Here is a 17014-nt window from a genome sequence, read left to right on the forward strand (position 1 = left end):
AGACAAAACATTCGCGCGGTGCGCGAATTGATTCTTTTGCTCATGCGAAAGAATCGATGACAAACAGTTCCTTCGCTAAGTCACCCCCAGCGAACAAGTTCGCCGGGGACCCCGAACGCGCAGGATGACAAGCAAAAGGATGGTTCGCGCATCGCGCGAATGCCCACATAAGCTTCGCTAATCACCCCATGTGGGACACCCGGCGCATGGGCTATCTCTCTAGTCTTCCGCTTTGTCTTCGATGCGCAGCATCTGCAGGCAGAGGGGCTTCTCAAGCATGCAGTCCATCTTGGCGATGGATCGCACTGCCCTCTCTACGACAGAGGTCAGACAGGGCTCGGTGGTTACGACAAAGGGCAGGCGGTCTTTCGGATAGCCCGGACGCTGCAGGATGGAATCGATGTTCGCTCCAACCTTGGCCAACGCTCCTGCGATAGCAGAGACGATGCCCGGCTTATCGCTCACCACAAACCGCAGATAATGCGGAGCGAGGAACTCGCCCACCACAGCGCGCTTACGTACCGGCTGATGCACCACACCGCACTGCTGAGCAACAGCAAGCAGATCGCTGACGACGGCTACCGCCGTGGGATGCGCTCCGGCGCCGTGACCGCTGAAGACCACATCGCCGCCGAAGCGGCCGCTGGTCACGACCATGTTCTGGGTGCCGTGGCTCCATGCAATGGGCGACTCGGTCGGAACCACCATCGGACCGACGCGCGCATGCACCACGCCATCCTGGACCTGGGCGCGGCTTACCTGGCGGATGGTGCAGCCAAGCTCTTTCGCATAGTGGAAGTCGACCGCCGATACCTTGCTGATGGACTGCGTCGGCACCTCATCAGGATTCAGCTCGGCGTGCATCGCCACCCGCGACAGAATGCAGAGCTTGGCACGAGCATCGTAACCGTCGACATCGGCAGAGGGATTCGCCTCGGCGTAACCAAGCTTTTGCGCCTGGGCCAGGACTTCGGCGTACTCCGCACCCTGCTCCATGTGGCTCAGGATGAAGTTGCAGGTACCGTTGACGATGCCGCTGATGCGGACAATCTCGTCACCGCCGATACCCTGCAGCGCGCCGGGAATAACAGGCACGCCACCGGCGACAGCAGCGCCGTACAACAGCGAGACGCCCTTCTTTGCCGCTAGCTTCTCCAGCCCGGCTCCGCGGTAGGCGATCAACTGCTTGTTGGCCGTCACCACGCTCTTACCGGCGGCGATGGCCTTCTTCAGCCAACCCTCAATGGGCTCGAGACCGCCGATCAGCTCAACGACAACATCAACATCGCTCTTCAGGATGACGTTGATGTCATCGGTCCAGATGACCGTCCTTGGCAACTTCTTCGCCTGCGGACGCGAGAGCTTGCGTGTGTAGTCGCGGTTGTAGACGTGCGTGACTTCAATGTCAGCGAACCGCCGCGCCGCCAGCACATCGGCTACACCGCCGCCCACCGTACCGAATCCCAGAATTGCTACCTTCGTCTTCGCCATACTCTCTTGTCAGTCTTTCGCTAGAGCATTTTCCCTGCAGGTGTAGTGTAGTGCTTCCGCATCTATGGGCGTTTTCCGCAATGAAAACGCCGCTGCACTCCTCTTCCGGGATACCCAGCAACAGGAAAAATGCTCTAGTAGTCGATCTTCTTTTCGCTTGCGGTCCAGGCACGGAAGCTTTCAAGCGCCTCATCGTGCAGCAGTTGACGGATGGGAATAGCACGCTGGTCGAGCGGCTTTTTCACCTCGTCGTATAGAAAACTGTCGTCGAATCCGACTGCGGCTGCATCCGCGGCGGTATTGCCGTAATAAATCGCCGAGCATCGCGACCAGTACAACGCCGCCAGGCACATGGGGCAGGGTTCGCAACTGGTGTAGACCTCGCAGCCTTCGAGCGAGAAGGTTCCCAGCTTCTCGCATGCGCGGCGAATCGCGACAACCTCGCCATGAGCCGTGGGATCGTTCGTGCTGGTGACGAGATTCATTCCTTCGGCGACGATCTCACCGTCTTTCACCACCACGCATCCGAATGGACCACCGCGTCCAGTGCGAACGTTCTCCGTTGCCAGCGCGACGGCGCGCTGCATGAATCTTTCGTGACCGTTCATGTCATCCACAAATGCTTGAAAATGCACGATTGACGCGCAAAATCACGGCATAATTGATTATGGCACAGGCCTTCCGATCGAACCGCGTTATGCTCCCCCAGCCGCAGCCGGCCGCGCTGATGCAGCGGGCCACGCTGATCGTGGACGATGGCGTGATTGCGCAGATCGTTGCTCACGATGCTGTTCCGGCGGAAATTGAGGTCGTCGACTTTGGCGACCATGCCCTGCTTCCCGGCCTGATCGATGTGCACACGCATATCAACCAACCGGGGCGCACCGAGTGGGAGGGCTTTGAGACAGCTACGCGTGCCGCAGCCGCAGGCGGCTTCACCACAGTCGTCGATATGCCGCTGAACTGCCTGCCGGAGACCACCTCCGTCGATGCACTGGAACAGAAGCGCATCGCGGCGAAGGGGTTGGCCTACATCGACTGGCTTCCCTGGGGAGGCCTGGTCGGCCCGGGCGATGACTCCACCTCAAACCTCGATGACCTGGAGCCGCTGGTTGAGGCCGGCGCCGCGGGCTTCAAGTGCTTCCTGATCTACCCCGGCTGCGAAGGCCTTACCCACCTCTCGCTGGCGCAGCTTCGCCGGGCTGCACCGACACTCGCGCGGCTGGGTAAGCCGCTGCTCGTGCACGCTGAGCTGGAAGGTCCGATCCTGGAAGCGAGCAAGGCCCTGTATGCGCAGCACGCCGACTGGTCGAAGTACACAACCTATCTGGCATCGCGGCCGGATGAGGCAGAGCTCTCCGCCATCCGCGCGTTGATCGAGCTGGTGCGAGAGTTCCGCTTCCGGCTGCATATCGTTCACCTCGCCACCGCGCAGGCCGTGCCCATGCTCGCCGCGGCCAAAGCCGAGGGTTTGCCCATCACGGTGGAGACCTGTCCGCACTATCTCTGCATCAGCGCAGAAGAGATTGCCGATGGAGCCACCCAGTGCAAGTGCGCGCCACCGATCCGCAACAAAGCGAACCAGGAGGGGCTATGGCAGGCGCTGGGCGATGGCGTCATCGACCTGATCGCCACCGACCATTCGCCTTGTCCGCCGGAGATGAAGCCTGCCGGGCCGTTCGATAAGGCCTGGGGAGGGATTGCGTCGCTCTCCACGGCGATTCCTGTTATCTGGACCGAGGCTCATAAGCGTGGTTTCGCCTTGCAGGATCTGGTGCGCTGGTTCGCGATTGCTCCGGCCAAACTTGCTGGGCTGAGCGCAACCCAGGGAGAGCTGGCTGTGGGCCGGCCGGCGAACTTTACGATCTTTGCGCCGGAGAGCATGTGGACCGTGACAGAACATCGGCTGCACTATCGTCATGCCATCTCGCCTTATCTGGGACGTACGTTGAAGGGTGAGGTCGTCGCGACGTATCTGCGTGGAGAGCCTGTGTTTGCGGAACAGGATTTCCCGCATATGCCGCATGGGCGGGATTTGTCGATTTCGTTGTAATTTTCTGTTTGTCATCCTGAGCGTAGCGAAGGACCTGCTTTCTGCTTGTGGGGCGGGAAGCAAAGCGGGTCCTTCGCTCCGCTCAGGATGACAGCTTTAAAAACAGTTCGAGCTTCGCTGAATCTCCCATCCATCGCATCGCGATGGGTGGGAATCTCGGGAAGCGAGATCAGAGAATGCGAAAGCCGAGCCTGGCTCTCAACTAGCCACAGCCTTAACACTTCAACTTTTAACTCCCACCCACACCCCTCACCAGCCACGATCTTTTTTGAGACAATGACACCCACCGATGAATCCTGTTCTTGATCACTGGAACGCGTTGCCCGCCGATCAGGCCAAGGCTGAAATTCTGCCCGCCAATGGCTCGCACGAGTGGGCTGAGCAGATGGTCTCGCATCGTCCTTATCCGAATGAGCAAACGCTCTTCGAGGTCGCCGATCACATCTGGTATCACCTGGATGCCGATGCCCGGCAGCAGGCCTTCGACTCACATCCACGCATTGGCCAGCGGCATGCCGCCAAAGAGGCGACGGAGAAATCGCTGGCTTGGTCGTCGCAGGAGCAGACGCTCTCCGACGATGAGCGTCTGAAGCAGGAACTGGCCGAAGCCAACAAGCAGTATGAAGAGAAGTTCGACCGCATCTTCATCGTCTGTGCCACAGGCAAGACGCAGCAGCAGATGCTGGAGATCCTGCGTCAGCGTCTTAACAATGACGACGAGACCGAGTTTGCAGAGGCCGCCGAGCAGCAGCGCCAGATCACCCAGCTTCGCCTGCGCAAATGGCTTGCAGGCAATTGAGGAGCAATCACTATGTCCATCTCCACTCACATCCTCGATACCGCGGCAGGCCGCCCGGCCACTCATGTCGCCGTCAGCTTGCGTCGTTTTGAAAACAACACATGGAAGGCCGTCTCTGACGCGTGCACCGACAACGACGGACGCGTCCGCGCTCTGCTTCCGCCCGAGACCCAGCTTACTGCCGGTCTCTACCGCGTCACCTTCGCCACCGGAGAATACTTCGCCGCCCGTGGACAGCAGACGCTCTATCCGATGATCGAGATCACCTTTGAAGCCCGTCCAGGTGAGCAGCACTACCACATCCCTCTGCTGCTGACCGCGAACGGCTTCACCACCTATCGCGGGACGTAGCGAGGATGGGTAGAGATGCGGATTTCTCCGCTCCCTGCGGTCGCTACGAAATGACAAACAAAAAGCCGACCGCAGTGTTATTTATCACCTGGAAAATGCTCTATCGCAGTCGGTAGGGAGGCTGTACCTTATATGCCTATGGTCAAGCTCGCTCAAAACCGTTACGGCAAATCCCGCGTCCGCCTTCTGAAGGTCACCCGTCATGAAGGGCATCATCATGTCGATGAGTGGACGGTAGAGGTACTGCTGCAGGGCGACTTCATCAGCGCGCATGTTGAAGGCGATAACTCGAAGATTCTGCCGACGGACACGATGAAGAACACCGTGTACTACATGGCGCACCGGTCTAGTGCCACCTCCATGGAACAGTTCGCCGAGGAGCTGATCGACTTCCTGCTCTCGCGCAATCCGCAGGTGCTCGCTGCTGAAGTCACGGTCCACTCGGCGCTGTGGAAGCACATGAAGGTTGACGGCAGCCTGCATCCCACGGCCTTCATCCGCGGCAGCGATGAACAGCAGACCACGCACGTCGTCCGCCATCAGCCCGGCGGGTTCCAGGTCACCTCCGGTCTCAGCAACCTGGTCATCATGAAGACTGCAAAGTCGGGCTTTGAGGATTACATCGTCGACGAGCTCACAACGCTGAAGCCAACCAGCGACCGTATCTTCGCCACTGCCTGCACGGCGACCTGGAAGTACATTCACGCCGCTCCACTGCACTACAACCAGCTGCGCGAGCGCGCGCGTGAGACCATGCTGCATACCTTCGCCGGCCACGAGTCGAAGTCGGTACAGCAGACGCTCTATGCCATGGGCGAAGCGGTCCTGGAAGCGGTGACGGAGATCAGCGAAATTACGCTCACCATGCCTAACAAACATGCCCTGCTCGTGGATCTCGATCGCTTCGGGATGAAGAACAATAACGAGATCTTCGTTCCGACAGACGAACCCCACGGGACGATCCAGGCGACGCTTGTTCGCATGTAGCGCGAGCGATTGAATAATCGAATGATTAAGTCATTGAATAATGAACAGCCGGGCGCCTCATGTCCATTCGAGACATGGGATATTCGAGCGAAGCTCGAACCAGGTGGGAGCCGTGGGCTTTTAGCCCACGGTCAATTCGCTCAGATAGAAATGGGCTTTAGCCCTGGGCTTTCCGCTGATCGACAGAAGAGACCCGGGGCTAACGCCCATCTACTTCTATCTTTTATCAGCGGGCTGAAGCCCGCTGCTCCCACCAGTCACGCTCTGGCCATATCAGACCAAAGGAACTTGTCTACACACTCTGGCAACTCGCATGTCCGCTGATCGTATCCTTTCCCGCTGCCGCGAGCTCGCCGCCATCACTGATGTTCCTGGCGAGACGACGCGCACCTATCTTTCTCCGGCGATGCGGCGAGCGAATGAACAGTTGATGGCGTGGGTTGCGGCTAAGGGCTTCACCGTGCGCTATGACGCCGCGGGAAATCTGCGCATCGTGCGTGCAGCCCCCATCGAGACTAATCGCACCTTCATCGTTGCGTCGCATCTCGATACGATTCCCAACGCCGGAGCCTTCGATGGTCCGCTCGGTATCGTGCTTGGCCTGGCGTTGCTGGAAGAGGCTCCGCCGCTGCCCTTCCACCTCGAGCTCATTGCCTTCAGTGAAGAAGAGGGCGTTCGTTTCGGCTTCCCCTTCATCGGGAGCAAAGCACTGACCGGCGAACTTACGGATGATCTACTGGCGCGCGTCGATGGCAAGGGCACATCCGTGCGCCAAGCCATTACCGCCTATGGCTTGAACCCGGAGGAGTTGGGCGAAGCTCAGCTGCACAGCGGGCACTTCGGTTATCTGGAATTTCACATTGAGCAGGGGCCTGTTCTCGAGCATGAAGACCGCTCGCTCGGGATTGTCACTGCCATCATTGGCCAGTCGCGGCTTCAGCTTGTCTTTACCGGCAAAGCCAATCATGCGGGCACGACGCCAATGCATCTGCGTCACGATGCTCTGGCCGCCGCCGCCGAGTTCGTCCTAGCCGCCGAAAGACTGGGCCGTAACACTCCAGGCCTGGTAGCAACCGTCGGTCAGCTGTCGCCGCAGCCAGGTGCGGGCAACGTGATCCCCGGAGAAACCGTGCTCTCGCTTGACGTCCGCCATGCAGACGATACCGTGCGCCATGGCAGCGTGGAGACTCTGCTAAAAGCCGCTCACGCCATCACCCAGGCTCGCGGCATGGTTGTCTCGTTCGCAGCAAAGCTCGATCAGCCGGCCGTCCCCATGGACCCGAAGCTGACCGCCCTGCTCGCCGAAGCGGCCGCACCATGCCATCCGCTCTCCATGACCAGCGGGGCGGGTCACGACGCCATGATCGTCGCTCCCCATCTGCCGGCCGCCATGCTTTTTTTACGGACACCAAATGGACTTTCACATCATCCGGATGAAACCGTGCATCCGGAGGATGTACAGTTAGCCTTTGAAACCGGACTCCGGTTTCTGGAGCGCATCGCCGATGTTTAACCTGGGACACTCTCGCAGCCGCACCGCCGGTGATCACTTCCTGCTCACGCCGGACACCTTCATCCGCTCGCCCTTTCCGGGAATGCGCAACGCGGTGGCCATCGTGCACGTCTCTCCGGCTGCAGGGGCCGGTTTTACCCAGTACACGGCCGAGATGGCCGCTGACGGCTTGCTCGGCCACGCAGCCGCACAGCGCTTTTTCTACGTGCTCGAAGGCAGCGTCTCCCTGGTAGCCGAAGGCCGGCGGTACACGCTGAACGCCAACGGATATGCCTACATTCCCGAAGATCTGGAGCACAGCATCACCAGTGCACAGCCGGCAAAGCTCGCCGTCATCGAGAAGAAGTACCAGGTGCTCGATGGGGTAGAAGCCCCCGCGCTTTTGGTCGGTGACGAGACCAAAGTTGCCTCTACCGCGCTGAACGGGGATGAAGATCTGCAGGTGCGCGCTCTATTGCCCGGCGATACGGCATTTGATTTCGCCGTCAACACCATGAGCTACAAGCCCGGCGCAGCGCTTTCGCAAACCGAGATTCATGTCATGGAACACGGCCTGCTGATGATGACCGGCGGAGGCATCTACAAGCTCGCCGATCAGTGGTATCCGGTAACTGCGGGCGACTTCATCTACATGGCTCCGTACTGCCCGCAGTGGTTCGGAGCTCTTGGTAAAGAACCGGCAAAATATCTCATCTACAAAGACTGGAACCGGCACCCGCTCGCATGAAGATCGCCGTTAACCTTGACCGTCTGTCGTCGGAACTGGAAGACCTCGCCAGCTTCTCCGATGCTCCGCCCTCCGAGGAAGGCACCGCTGTTACGCGCGTCGTTTTCACCAGCACCGATCTGGAAGCGCGCACCTTCCTGGAGACACTGGCCGAGAAGGCCGGCCTCCGCATTCGCCGCGACGCCGTCGGCAACATCTTCTTCCGCTGGGAAGGCTCTGACCCATCGCTCGCGCCCATCGGTACCGGATCGCATACAGACGCGATTCCTCATGCCGGTATGTATGACGGTACGGTCGGAGTGCTCGGCGGTCTGGAAGCGATTCGGGCGCTGAAGGAAGCGGGCTTCCAGCCCAAACGCTCGATCGAGCTGCTGATGTTTACCTCCGAGGAGCCGACACGCTTCGGCATCGGCTGTCTCGGGTCACGTCTGCTCTCGGGCACGCTCTCGCCGGAGAAGGCCGATGCCTTGATCGACAAGCACGAACGCACACTGGAAGAGGTCCGTACTGCTGCCGGTTTCTCCGGCGGTCTCGATACCGTGAAGCTCCCCGCCGGCTACTACCACCACTGGCTGGAGTTGCACATCGAACAAGGACCGTTGCTGGAGCGGGAAGGCCTGCCCATCGGCATCGTCACCGCCATTGCGGCGCCTGCCAGCTATAAGTTTTACCTGGAAGGTTTCGGCGGACATGCTGGTGCCCTGTTGATGCCTGAGCGCAAAGATGCCCTCTGCGCTGCTGCGGAGCTGATCCTCTCGGTCGAGCGCAATACCCTGGCCACCGGCGCGATTGACACCGTCGGCACTGTGGGGACAGCGCAGATCCATCCTGGCGCCGTGAACTCCGTGCCCAGCCGCGTGACGCTGGAGCTGGATCTGCGCGACATCGACCCGGCGCGCCGCGAGTCTGTCATCGAAGCCGTCCGCCGCGATATCGCCGCCATCCAGGCGAAACGTGGTGTCACCGTCCGCGAAGAGCTGGTCAATGCCGACCCGCCGGCAACCAGCGATGCCACCATCGTGGCCGCGCTGGAAGAGGTCTGCCGCGATGCGAAGATCCTATACAAGAAGATGGTGAGCCGCGCGTACCACGACTCGCTTTTCATGGCGCGCATCTCTCCCATTGCGATGATCTTCATTCCATGCCGCAACGGCGTCTCGCATCGCCCGGATGAGTATGCCTCTCCAGAGGCAATTGGCACCGGCGTCAGCGTCCTTGCAGCCGCCATGGCACGGCTTGCGGCACAATAGGAACACAGACGCGCATGCCGATTCTCTCCATCAATCCCTCTACAGGAAAAACGCTGCGGCACTTCGATGCCCTGCCCCCGGAACAACTGGAGGCCAAACTGGCCCTCGCCGCCTCCGCCTGGAAGGCGTACCAGGAGGTGCCGCTGGAGCACCGCGCTCTCTGTATGCGCAAGCTGGCCTCTCTCATTGAAGATGAGACGGAAGAGCTCGCACGCCTGATGACGCTGGAGATGGGCAAGCCCATCCGCGCGGCCCGTGCCGAGGCACAGAAGTGCGCCACCGCATGCCGCTTTTACGCCGAGAACGCAGCCAAATTTCTTACGTCCGAGGCGGTCCCGACCGAAGCCTCCAGCAGTTATGTCCGCTTCGATCCACTGGGCGTCATTCTTGCCGTCATGCCCTGGAACTTTCCGCTGTGGCAGGTCTTCCGCTTCCTGGCTCCAGCCCTGATGGCAGGCAACGTCGGTCTGCTGAAACACGCCTCGAATGTGCCCCAGTGTGCTCTCACGATCGAGGCACTGACTCGGCGCGCAGGGTTCCCCCGTGGTGTTTTCCAGGCGCTTCTCATCGAGTCGTCTGACGTGGCAAAAGTCATTGATGATCCACGCGTCGCCGCGATCACGTTGACCGGCAGCAATCCCGCCGGTTCCGCCGTTGCCGCACAGGCAGGCAAGCTGATCAAGAAGACCGTCCTGGAGCTTGGCGGCTCTGATCCATTTATCGTGATGCCGTCGGCCGATCTGAACGTTGCGATCGACACCGCCATCAAGGCACGGACCATCAACAACGGCCAGTCGTGCATCGCGGCCAAGCGATTTATTGTTCACGAGAGCATCTACAACGAGTTTCAGGAGCGCTTCTCCGTGGGTATGGATAACCTGAAGGTGGGCGATCCCCTGCTCGATGAGACCGACGTCGGCCCGCTGGCAACTTCGAAGGGCCTGGAAGAAGTGCAAGCTCAGGTACAGGCCTGCATCGATGCCGGAGCTCTACTGATCACCGGCGGCGAACGCATGATGGTGGACCAGGGAAATTACTTCGAGCCTACCGTGATCGCAGGTTTGTCGCGCACCGCACCGGTCTATCGAGAAGAGATCTTCGGTCCGGTGGCGCTGCTCTTCCGTGTCCACTCACTCGATGAAGCGATTGAGGTTGCCAACGATACGCCCTTCGGCCTTGGAGCCTCTGCCTGGACACATGACCCGGTCGAACAGCAGCGCTTTGTTGCTGATCTGCAGGCCGGCTCGGTTTTCATCAATGCCATGGTCGCCAGCGATCCACGCCTGCCGTTCGGCGGAGTGAAGCAGTCCGGTTTCGGCCGTGAGCTTTCAGCAGTGGGCATGCATGAGTTTATGAATCGGAAGACGGTTGTCGTGGCTTAAGCAGTTAGGCGCTTTCGCCCTATTTTGATTCACCTCGAAGCTGGGTGGGATATATTCCCCAAAAACCGGGGTGCCTCACATATGGGTCCAAAACGGATCGAGCTTCGCTCGATCATCCCACATAAGCTTCGCGTATGTGGGGCACCCGGTGTATGGGCTGCAGATAAACAGAAAGGCGCGGCCGATAGCCGCGCCTTTCTTCATTTGGATTAGTTTAGAAGTTGAAGCCCATCTGCAGCGTGATGCGGCGTACTGCGTTGGAGGAGCCGCCGGGGCCCATGAAGCCGCCGCCACCGATCGAGTTCGACCGGCCGAATTGCTGCGAGGTCACCGTACCAACCGGAGCGCCGTAGTTAACCACGTTCAGGAGGTTGTTGGCCTGGATGGCGAAGTTGACGGTGTACTTGTGGCCGGAGCTTGCGCCGCCGAATGGTCCGCCAGGACCGCCGGGGCCACCCTGACCACGGCCGCCGCCACCACCGCCGCCGCCCGGAGGCGGCATCATTCCGCCCTGCTGCTGACGGCGCCCGCCGTTAGGACCAGCGGCAGCGCCGGTCTTCTCACCAAAGCCGAAGACCTTGTTCAGACGCAGGTTGAAGTTCAGCGAAGCCGGACCGGTGCAGTTGTTGATGGGAATCTGGGTGTAGTTTCCGCTCTGCTGAACGCTATACCAGGCGTTTGAGGTCTGCCCGGTCGGCAGAGCAGCAGCAGCGGTGCAGGCTCCGGCAAGGTTAGCGCTTCCCGCATTAGCCCACGCTGGACGATCGTTATAAACCGAGTCACCGTTCAGGTCTCTGCCGGCAAGGATGTTGTATGGCGTTCCCGAACTCGCTACCAGGAAGGGGCTGGCAGAGAAGCCGTGTTTGAAGTTAATGTTACCGGCCATGAGCATGCGGTTGCGCACGTCGAACTGAGTGCGACCGTAGTCGGCTTTCGTGTCCGTCGCGCGTGATGGGATAAAGGTGGCGCCAGAGGCGTTGCCGTTTACGAAGTTCAGCGAGTAGAAGCCGAAGAGAGAGACGACATTACTCAGCCGCATGTTGCCATTCACAAATATCTGGTTCTGGTTGAAGACACCGCCAGAATCGTAACGATAGTTGATCATGTTGGTTGCGGTGTTGGCGAAGGCGCGATTCAGGTACTGGTGCACACCACGCGAGTTCAGGTAGTTCACCGAGATGGAGGCCTTGCCGACCTGCTGGTCGACACCGCCGGCGAACTGCATGATGTAGGCCGAGCGGGTATCCCCGATGCTGTAGATCGTATTCTTCCCGGGCGTGCCGCCGCTCCCGGCGCAAGCGTTCGGATTGCTTGGACCGCAATTGAGATACCCACCCGGTGCGGCGCTGACCGTTGTGGTCTGAACATTGGTGCCGTTCTGGCGAACAACGTTCATCACCTGCGTAAGATCGAAACGATCATAGAAGATGCCGTAGCCGATGCGGACAACCGTCTTCGGCGAGCCGTGCTTGTTCGGAACACCCCAGGCAAGCGCAACACGCGGCGCGATGTCGTGATTCGAATCGATCTGATTCTGCGTCTCGAAACGCATACCTGCGCTGAGTGTGAGATTGGGACGGATCTTCCAGTCATCTTCCACATAAAGACCAACGTCGGTCACGCGCGAGGTGACCGACGCCTGGTTAATCGTTGAGACGGCATACTGGTTGACCTGGCCCTTCATGTAGTCCTGGATAGTGGCGTAGGTGAAGGTACCGTTCTGGTTAGCCGTTGAGTAAGCGCTCTCCTCGGTGGTACGCAGACGCCCGCCAAAACGCACGAAGTGCTTTTGCAGAGCGACGGAGGTATAGTTCTGCAGCTCAAAGTGAGTATCGGTCACATTGGAGTTACCGCTTGTGGAGCCGCCGATGCTCATACCGCCCGAGACATTCAGGCCGGGAAGATTCGGATTCAGAGCAGTCGCGGTCGCATTCGAACGCTGCCACTCGAAACGGGTCTCATTCACCACCTTGGGGCTGATGATCTGTGAGTCGCTGATCTGGATGGTATCTTCCTGGCTGGTGGAGTTCTGTCCGCGCGAGGGCAGCACATAGCTGCCGATATTGTTGTTCTTGTTGTTCCCCTGCTCATGCTCATACCGGAAGGTCAACGTGTTCTTGTCGGAGAGAGCGAAATCCAGACGCGGGTTGACCTCCCAGCGCTTCTGCGGATGGTTGATGGCGCTACCCGTGTATTCGCCGATCGTACAACCCGCAGCGATTGATCCGGGAGCGCAGATCGTCGACGCATCGCTAAAGTTCGTCGCGAAGATCGGTACGCCCTTGGAGATGATGTTGTTGTCCTCGATATCACGGTTGCTGCCACTGACATTGAACGATGAGGTCTTGGTCAACGGGCCGCTCAGGCTGCCCAGCAGGAAGAAAGTGTGATAGTCCGGCTGGTTCTGTGCAAACGGGCTGCTCGTGTTCAGCCACTTCTGATTGCCCTGCACGTTGATGTTGCCGCGGAACTTGTCCGTACCCGGCTTGGTGAGGATCTCAACGCGGCCGAAGCCCAGCTTCTCATACTGAGCCGAGAAGGGGTTCTGATTGACACGGATCTCACGGATCGACGACTTCGGAGGCAGCGTGCCACCGGTAAAGCCGTCGATGTAGATCTGCCCGCCGTTCGGTCCAGCCGAAGGTCCGGCCAGAGCCGAGAGTTGGTTCTGCAGCTCGTCCGGATCGTCAGAAAGAGCGTCCAGATCCTTATCCTTGATGACCGTGGCGCTGGCATTCGAGTCAGAGTCCACGCTGACCTGGTTGGTCTGCGTGGTAACGTTCACCTCGGCATTGGCTTCCGCGATCGCCAGCTTGACGTCCAGATTGAGCGACTGGCCCGCGGCGACGCGCACACCCTGGCGCACGAATGAACCGAAGCCGGACATTGTCACCGTGATCGAGTAGCTGCCCGCCGGCACGTTGGAGATGGAGTAGCTGCCATCTCCCTTGCTCTGCGCCGTCAAGGCCTTTCCGTTGGCCGCTGTCGCGGTAATCGTCGCCCCAGGCACCACCGCAGCATCAGGATCCGTCACGAGACCGCGAATCGTTCCCGTCTGCTGCGCCTGTCCGGCGACACTCGCTGCCAGAACCACCAGCAGCCAGACACACTTCCACCATGAGCGTTTCATCTCAGCTCCCAGGCACGACAAGTGCCACACTCAAAATCCGTTCGTACTGCGTTCGTTTGCTTTTCTACTTACTGCGCGTCCCCGCCTGCTCCGCCGCCCATGCTCCACGGCGCCAGATTCATGGAACTGGCTCCGTTGGGCGCGGCAAGGATAGGCTCAACTCCGCTCAACATGGTCACCGCCGTGACGGTGTCCGCATTCGCCGCGCCAGTGCCGACGATCATTAGCGCATCGCCGTTCTTCACCGTTGCCAGCTCACCCGTTGGAAGGCGCGACAGCATGGAAGCCAGGTCGCCTCGAGGACCACCACCACCCGGACCGCCAAAACCCCGTCCACCACCTGCACCGCCAGGTCCCATACCTCCTGAACCTGCAACAGCACCTTCACCACCGCCTGCCGGCCGTCCCATACCCTGCGGTGCACCGCCGCCTGAGACTCCACCGCCTTGAGGTGCGCCACCGGGAGCTCCTCCACCGTTAGCACCAGCCGCACCATTCGCAGCGCCGCGAGCGCGCGCAGCAAGCATGGCCGCCATCTGCGGTGGCAGAGCACGGAAGTCAGAGTTCGAAGTCACCATGACGGTGACGTTCTTCTTGCTGGCAAGGTCCTTCAGGACAATCTTGCCGCTGGCGGCATCCACGCTGGTCACCGTGCCGGCCAGGTTACGGAAGGCGCCGCTGACGATCTCGTCGGCCGCAATCGCGGTGCCGTCTTCGTTCTTCTCGCCACGCACGCGAAGCTGGTCGCCTGGCCTGATGTCGGACAGTGTGCCGGGCTTCGTATCTTCAAACTTCACCGAATCGGCCGCGTACCGGCGGAAGATAGTCTTCGGCGTTGTCGTGATCTCGACAACCTTCTGGCCCTGCTTAATGGAAATGGAGCCACCGTTCACGGCGTTGACAAGACCGCCCGATCCACGGCGAGCCCAATCCGCCTGGGTCGCCGCATTACGCTGGGCGATATCGCCGGACTTCATGAGAACCACGCGAACCGCCGTAATCGCGGAAGCATCACCAGGACCGCTGGCAAGCACGCGATCCCCGGCAGTGATATCAGAAGCCGTAGCCGGCTGCGCGGTCTTCAGATCAGTGCTCCCAGGGGCGAGCTGCACCACCTTGGTGGTGTCACCAAGGGTTACGGTAACCGTTGCTCCCTTGTCGGTCGCCACCGTCATCGTCTTTCCATCGACACTCTTTACGGTCCCGAGAGCCGATGCATTCTGGGCTACAGCACAGGGCGAAACGGTCATCACCACCGCGGTTGCGGTGAACAGGGTCGCCAGAAAGTCTCTCTTGGTTGCGAACATAGCCAAATCCTCGACGGACCACCACACAGAGTCGGCTATCTCGCACAAAAATCCTGCGTGCCGCACTGCAGTTGGGGAGTCTGCAGGGATTACGGTCGAACCGTCGTCTAAGTTTCATGAAATTTCGGGGGAAATTTACGCTGAAACCTTCCTGGAAAGCGCTCGTCTAAAGCGTTTTCTCTGTTGCTGGGTATCCCGGAAAGAACGTGCAGTGGCGTTTTATTGCAGAAAACGCCCATTAGGATACGAAGGCCCTACACCCACAGGGAAAATGCTCTATTGACGCCGCAGAACGGCCGTTGCCCCATCGTGTAGCGTCAGTGTACCGCTCTGGAGGGTAGAGGTGCCCGAGCCGAGAATCAGTTCGGTAACGAGTGGCACAGAAAGCCGTACCTGTTGACAACCCAGGTTCACCGCCACGATGACCACTCCACGGTGCACCATGAGCCATCCCTGTTGTTCATCAAATTCCACGCGGCAGGCGCCCGGAGCACCGTCCTCAAGCTCCGGCAAAGATCGCCGCAACCGGATCAGTTCCTTGTACCAGGCCAGCATCTGTGCGTGCTCTCCCGCAGCTGTTTCTTCCCAGCGAAGGCCGCTGCGCTCGTAGCTTGCACGCTCGACGGGATCGGGTACATCTTCCGGCTTCCATCCAAAGGCCGAGAACTCGCGCCGACGGCCTTCGCTCACCGCGCGTGCCATCCCAGGGTCTTCATGGTCGGCAAAGTAAAGGAAGGGCGTCGACGCAGCCCACTCTTCGCCCTGAAACAACATCGGCACAAATGGTCCCAGAAGTACCAACGCCGCGGCAGCACGCGCACGGTCCATCCCGGCGACCATCGCAACCCGATCACCCTGGGCACGATTTCCCACCTGATCGTGGTTCTGGATATAGCCCAGAAAACGATGTCGATCCAGAGTCCCAGCGGGCCGGCCGTGGATGCGGTTGCGATGACGTGAGTAGATGCCATCGTAGACAAAGGTCTCTTCCAATGCCTTGGCAAGCTTTGCCAGACCGCCAAAGTCTTCGTAGTAACCGCGCGTCTCCTGCGGAGCAACAGCAGTAAACAGCGCATGATGAAAGTCGTCGCTCCACTGCGCATCGATGCCATAACCGCCTGCTTCGCGCGAAGTCACGACACGGGGATCATTCAGGTCACTCTCAGCAATCAACGTGAGCTGCCGCCCGATCGCGGAGCTAAGATGTTCGACCTCGGTCGCAAGCTGCTCCAGGAAGTGAATCGCGGAACGGTCCACAAACGCGTGCACGGCATCCAGACGTAGGCCATCCATGTGGAAATCACGCATCCACATCAGTGCATTGTCGAGGAAGAAGCGCCGTACCTGGTCTGCTCCCCACTCTTCGAAATTCACTGCACCGCCCCAGGGCGTGTGATGGGTGTCAACCAGATACGGGCCGAATTTACCGGTGTAGTTTCCTACCGGACCGAAGTGGTTATAGACCACATCCAGCAGCACGGCCAGTCCTTTGCCGTGAGCCGCATCGACGAAGCGCTTCAACGCATCCGGTCCACCATACGGCTGATGCACGGCATACAGCGCTGCACCGTCATATCCCCAGCCAAAGACACCTGGAAATGCGGCTAACGGCAGCAGCTCCACATGAGTAACGCCCAGCTCGACCAGATAATCGAGCCGCGCAATCGCTGCATCCAGCGTGCCCTCCGGCGTAAAGGTGCCGATATGCAGCTCATAGATGACGGCGCTTGAAAGTGGCGGCGCCTGGAAGCCTTTATCGGTCCAGGCAAAGGCGGCCTGATCGTAGACGCAGGACAGGCCATGGACGCCATCCGGCTGCCATAACGACCGTGGGTCCGGCCATGGCTGATCGTCATCGTCTACGGCAAAGCCATAGCCTGTACCGGGCCCCGCGTCGGGAGCCTCCAGCCTCCACCAGCCGTGATCGTCCACACTCGCAGGCGGCTGCATCTCGCGAAGTTCGTTGTGCAAATACAGACGGACGCGAGAGGCGCGCGGCGCCCATACTTCAAATCGATGCATCT

At 60.0% G+C, this 17014-nt stretch carries 13 protein-coding genes; 8 read left to right on the top strand and 5 right to left on the bottom strand.

Going from position 1 to position 17014, the window contains the following annotated elements; translation table 11 throughout:
- Positions 1 to 219 precede the first annotated feature (219 nt).
- Entirely contained in the window at positions 220 to 1491 is a 1272-nt protein-coding gene (locus FTW19_RS00690; protein WP_147645789.1) for a homoserine dehydrogenase, read from the bottom strand.
- A 134-nt stretch (positions 1492 to 1625) separates the two neighbouring features.
- A complete protein-coding gene (locus tag FTW19_RS00695) occupies positions 1626 to 2099 on the bottom strand; it encodes a nucleoside deaminase (protein ID WP_147645790.1) in 474 nt (157 codons plus the stop codon).
- A 59-nt stretch (positions 2100 to 2158) separates the two neighbouring features.
- Between FTW19_RS00695 and allB the strand changes: the two genes are divergently transcribed.
- From allB to FTW19_RS00735, 8 genes are all read left to right on the top strand, one after another.
- Positions 2159 to 3544: an allantoinase AllB gene (gene allB / locus FTW19_RS00700; protein ID WP_147645791.1), complete on the top strand. Its 1386-nt coding sequence runs from the start codon at positions 2159 to 2161 to the stop codon at positions 3542 to 3544.
- A 289-nt stretch (positions 3545 to 3833) separates the two neighbouring features.
- The gene (gene uraD / locus FTW19_RS00705) at positions 3834 to 4343 is read left to right on the top strand and encodes a 2-oxo-4-hydroxy-4-carboxy-5-ureidoimidazoline decarboxylase (RefSeq protein WP_147645792.1); all 510 of its coding nucleotides are present in this window, start codon (positions 3834 to 3836) and stop codon (positions 4341 to 4343) included.
- 12 nt (positions 4344 to 4355) lie between these two features.
- Positions 4356 to 4694, top strand: a complete 339-nt coding sequence (gene uraH, locus FTW19_RS00710; protein ID WP_187143183.1) for a hydroxyisourate hydrolase — start codon at positions 4356 to 4358, stop codon at positions 4692 to 4694.
- Between the two features lie 132 nt (positions 4695 to 4826).
- Complete coding sequence (gene pucL / locus FTW19_RS00715; protein ID WP_246153507.1) at positions 4827 to 5681, top strand: factor-independent urate hydroxylase; 855 nt, start codon at positions 4827 to 4829, stop codon at positions 5679 to 5681.
- A gap of 313 nt (positions 5682 to 5994) precedes the next feature.
- Positions 5995 to 7194, top strand: a complete 1200-nt coding sequence (locus tag FTW19_RS00720) for an allantoate amidohydrolase (RefSeq protein ID WP_147645794.1) — start codon at positions 5995 to 5997, stop codon at positions 7192 to 7194.
- On the top strand, positions 7187 to 7921 hold the full coding sequence (gene allE, locus FTW19_RS00725; RefSeq protein ID WP_147645795.1) for a (S)-ureidoglycine aminohydrolase: 735 nt from the start codon (positions 7187 to 7189) through the stop codon (positions 7919 to 7921). The genes FTW19_RS00720 and allE overlap by 8 nt, the downstream gene beginning before the upstream one ends.
- The gene (locus FTW19_RS00730) at positions 7918 to 9171 is read left to right on the top strand and encodes a M20 family metallo-hydrolase (RefSeq protein ID WP_147645796.1); all 1254 of its coding nucleotides are present in this window, start codon (positions 7918 to 7920) and stop codon (positions 9169 to 9171) included. Before allE ends, FTW19_RS00730 begins: the two co-directional genes overlap by 4 nt.
- Before the next feature lie 14 nt (positions 9172 to 9185).
- Positions 9186 to 10553, top strand: a complete 1368-nt coding sequence (locus FTW19_RS00735) for an NAD-dependent succinate-semialdehyde dehydrogenase (protein WP_147645797.1) — start codon at positions 9186 to 9188, stop codon at positions 10551 to 10553.
- Between the two features lie 214 nt (positions 10554 to 10767).
- On the opposite strand, the gene FTW19_RS00740 is transcribed toward FTW19_RS00735, so the two are convergent.
- The 3 genes from FTW19_RS00740 to treZ form a co-directional block, all read right to left on the bottom strand.
- Complete coding sequence (locus FTW19_RS00740) at positions 10768 to 13683, bottom strand: TonB-dependent receptor (RefSeq protein ID WP_147645798.1); 2916 nt, start codon at positions 13681 to 13683, stop codon at positions 10768 to 10770.
- Between the two features lie 68 nt (positions 13684 to 13751).
- Positions 13752 to 14990, bottom strand: a complete 1239-nt coding sequence (locus FTW19_RS25650; RefSeq protein WP_222705513.1) for a DUF5666 domain-containing protein — start codon at positions 14988 to 14990, stop codon at positions 13752 to 13754.
- 276 nt (positions 14991 to 15266) lie between these two features.
- Positions 15267 to 17012, bottom strand: coding sequence for a malto-oligosyltrehalose trehalohydrolase (gene treZ / locus FTW19_RS00750; protein WP_147645799.1), 1746 nt, complete (start codon positions 17010 to 17012; stop codon positions 15267 to 15269).
- Positions 17013 to 17014 lie beyond the last annotated feature (2 nt).

Origin of the sequence: Terriglobus albidus (assembly GCF_008000815.1) — a bacterium.
GTDB lineage: Bacteria > Acidobacteriota > Terriglobia > Terriglobales > Acidobacteriaceae > Terriglobus > Terriglobus albidus_A.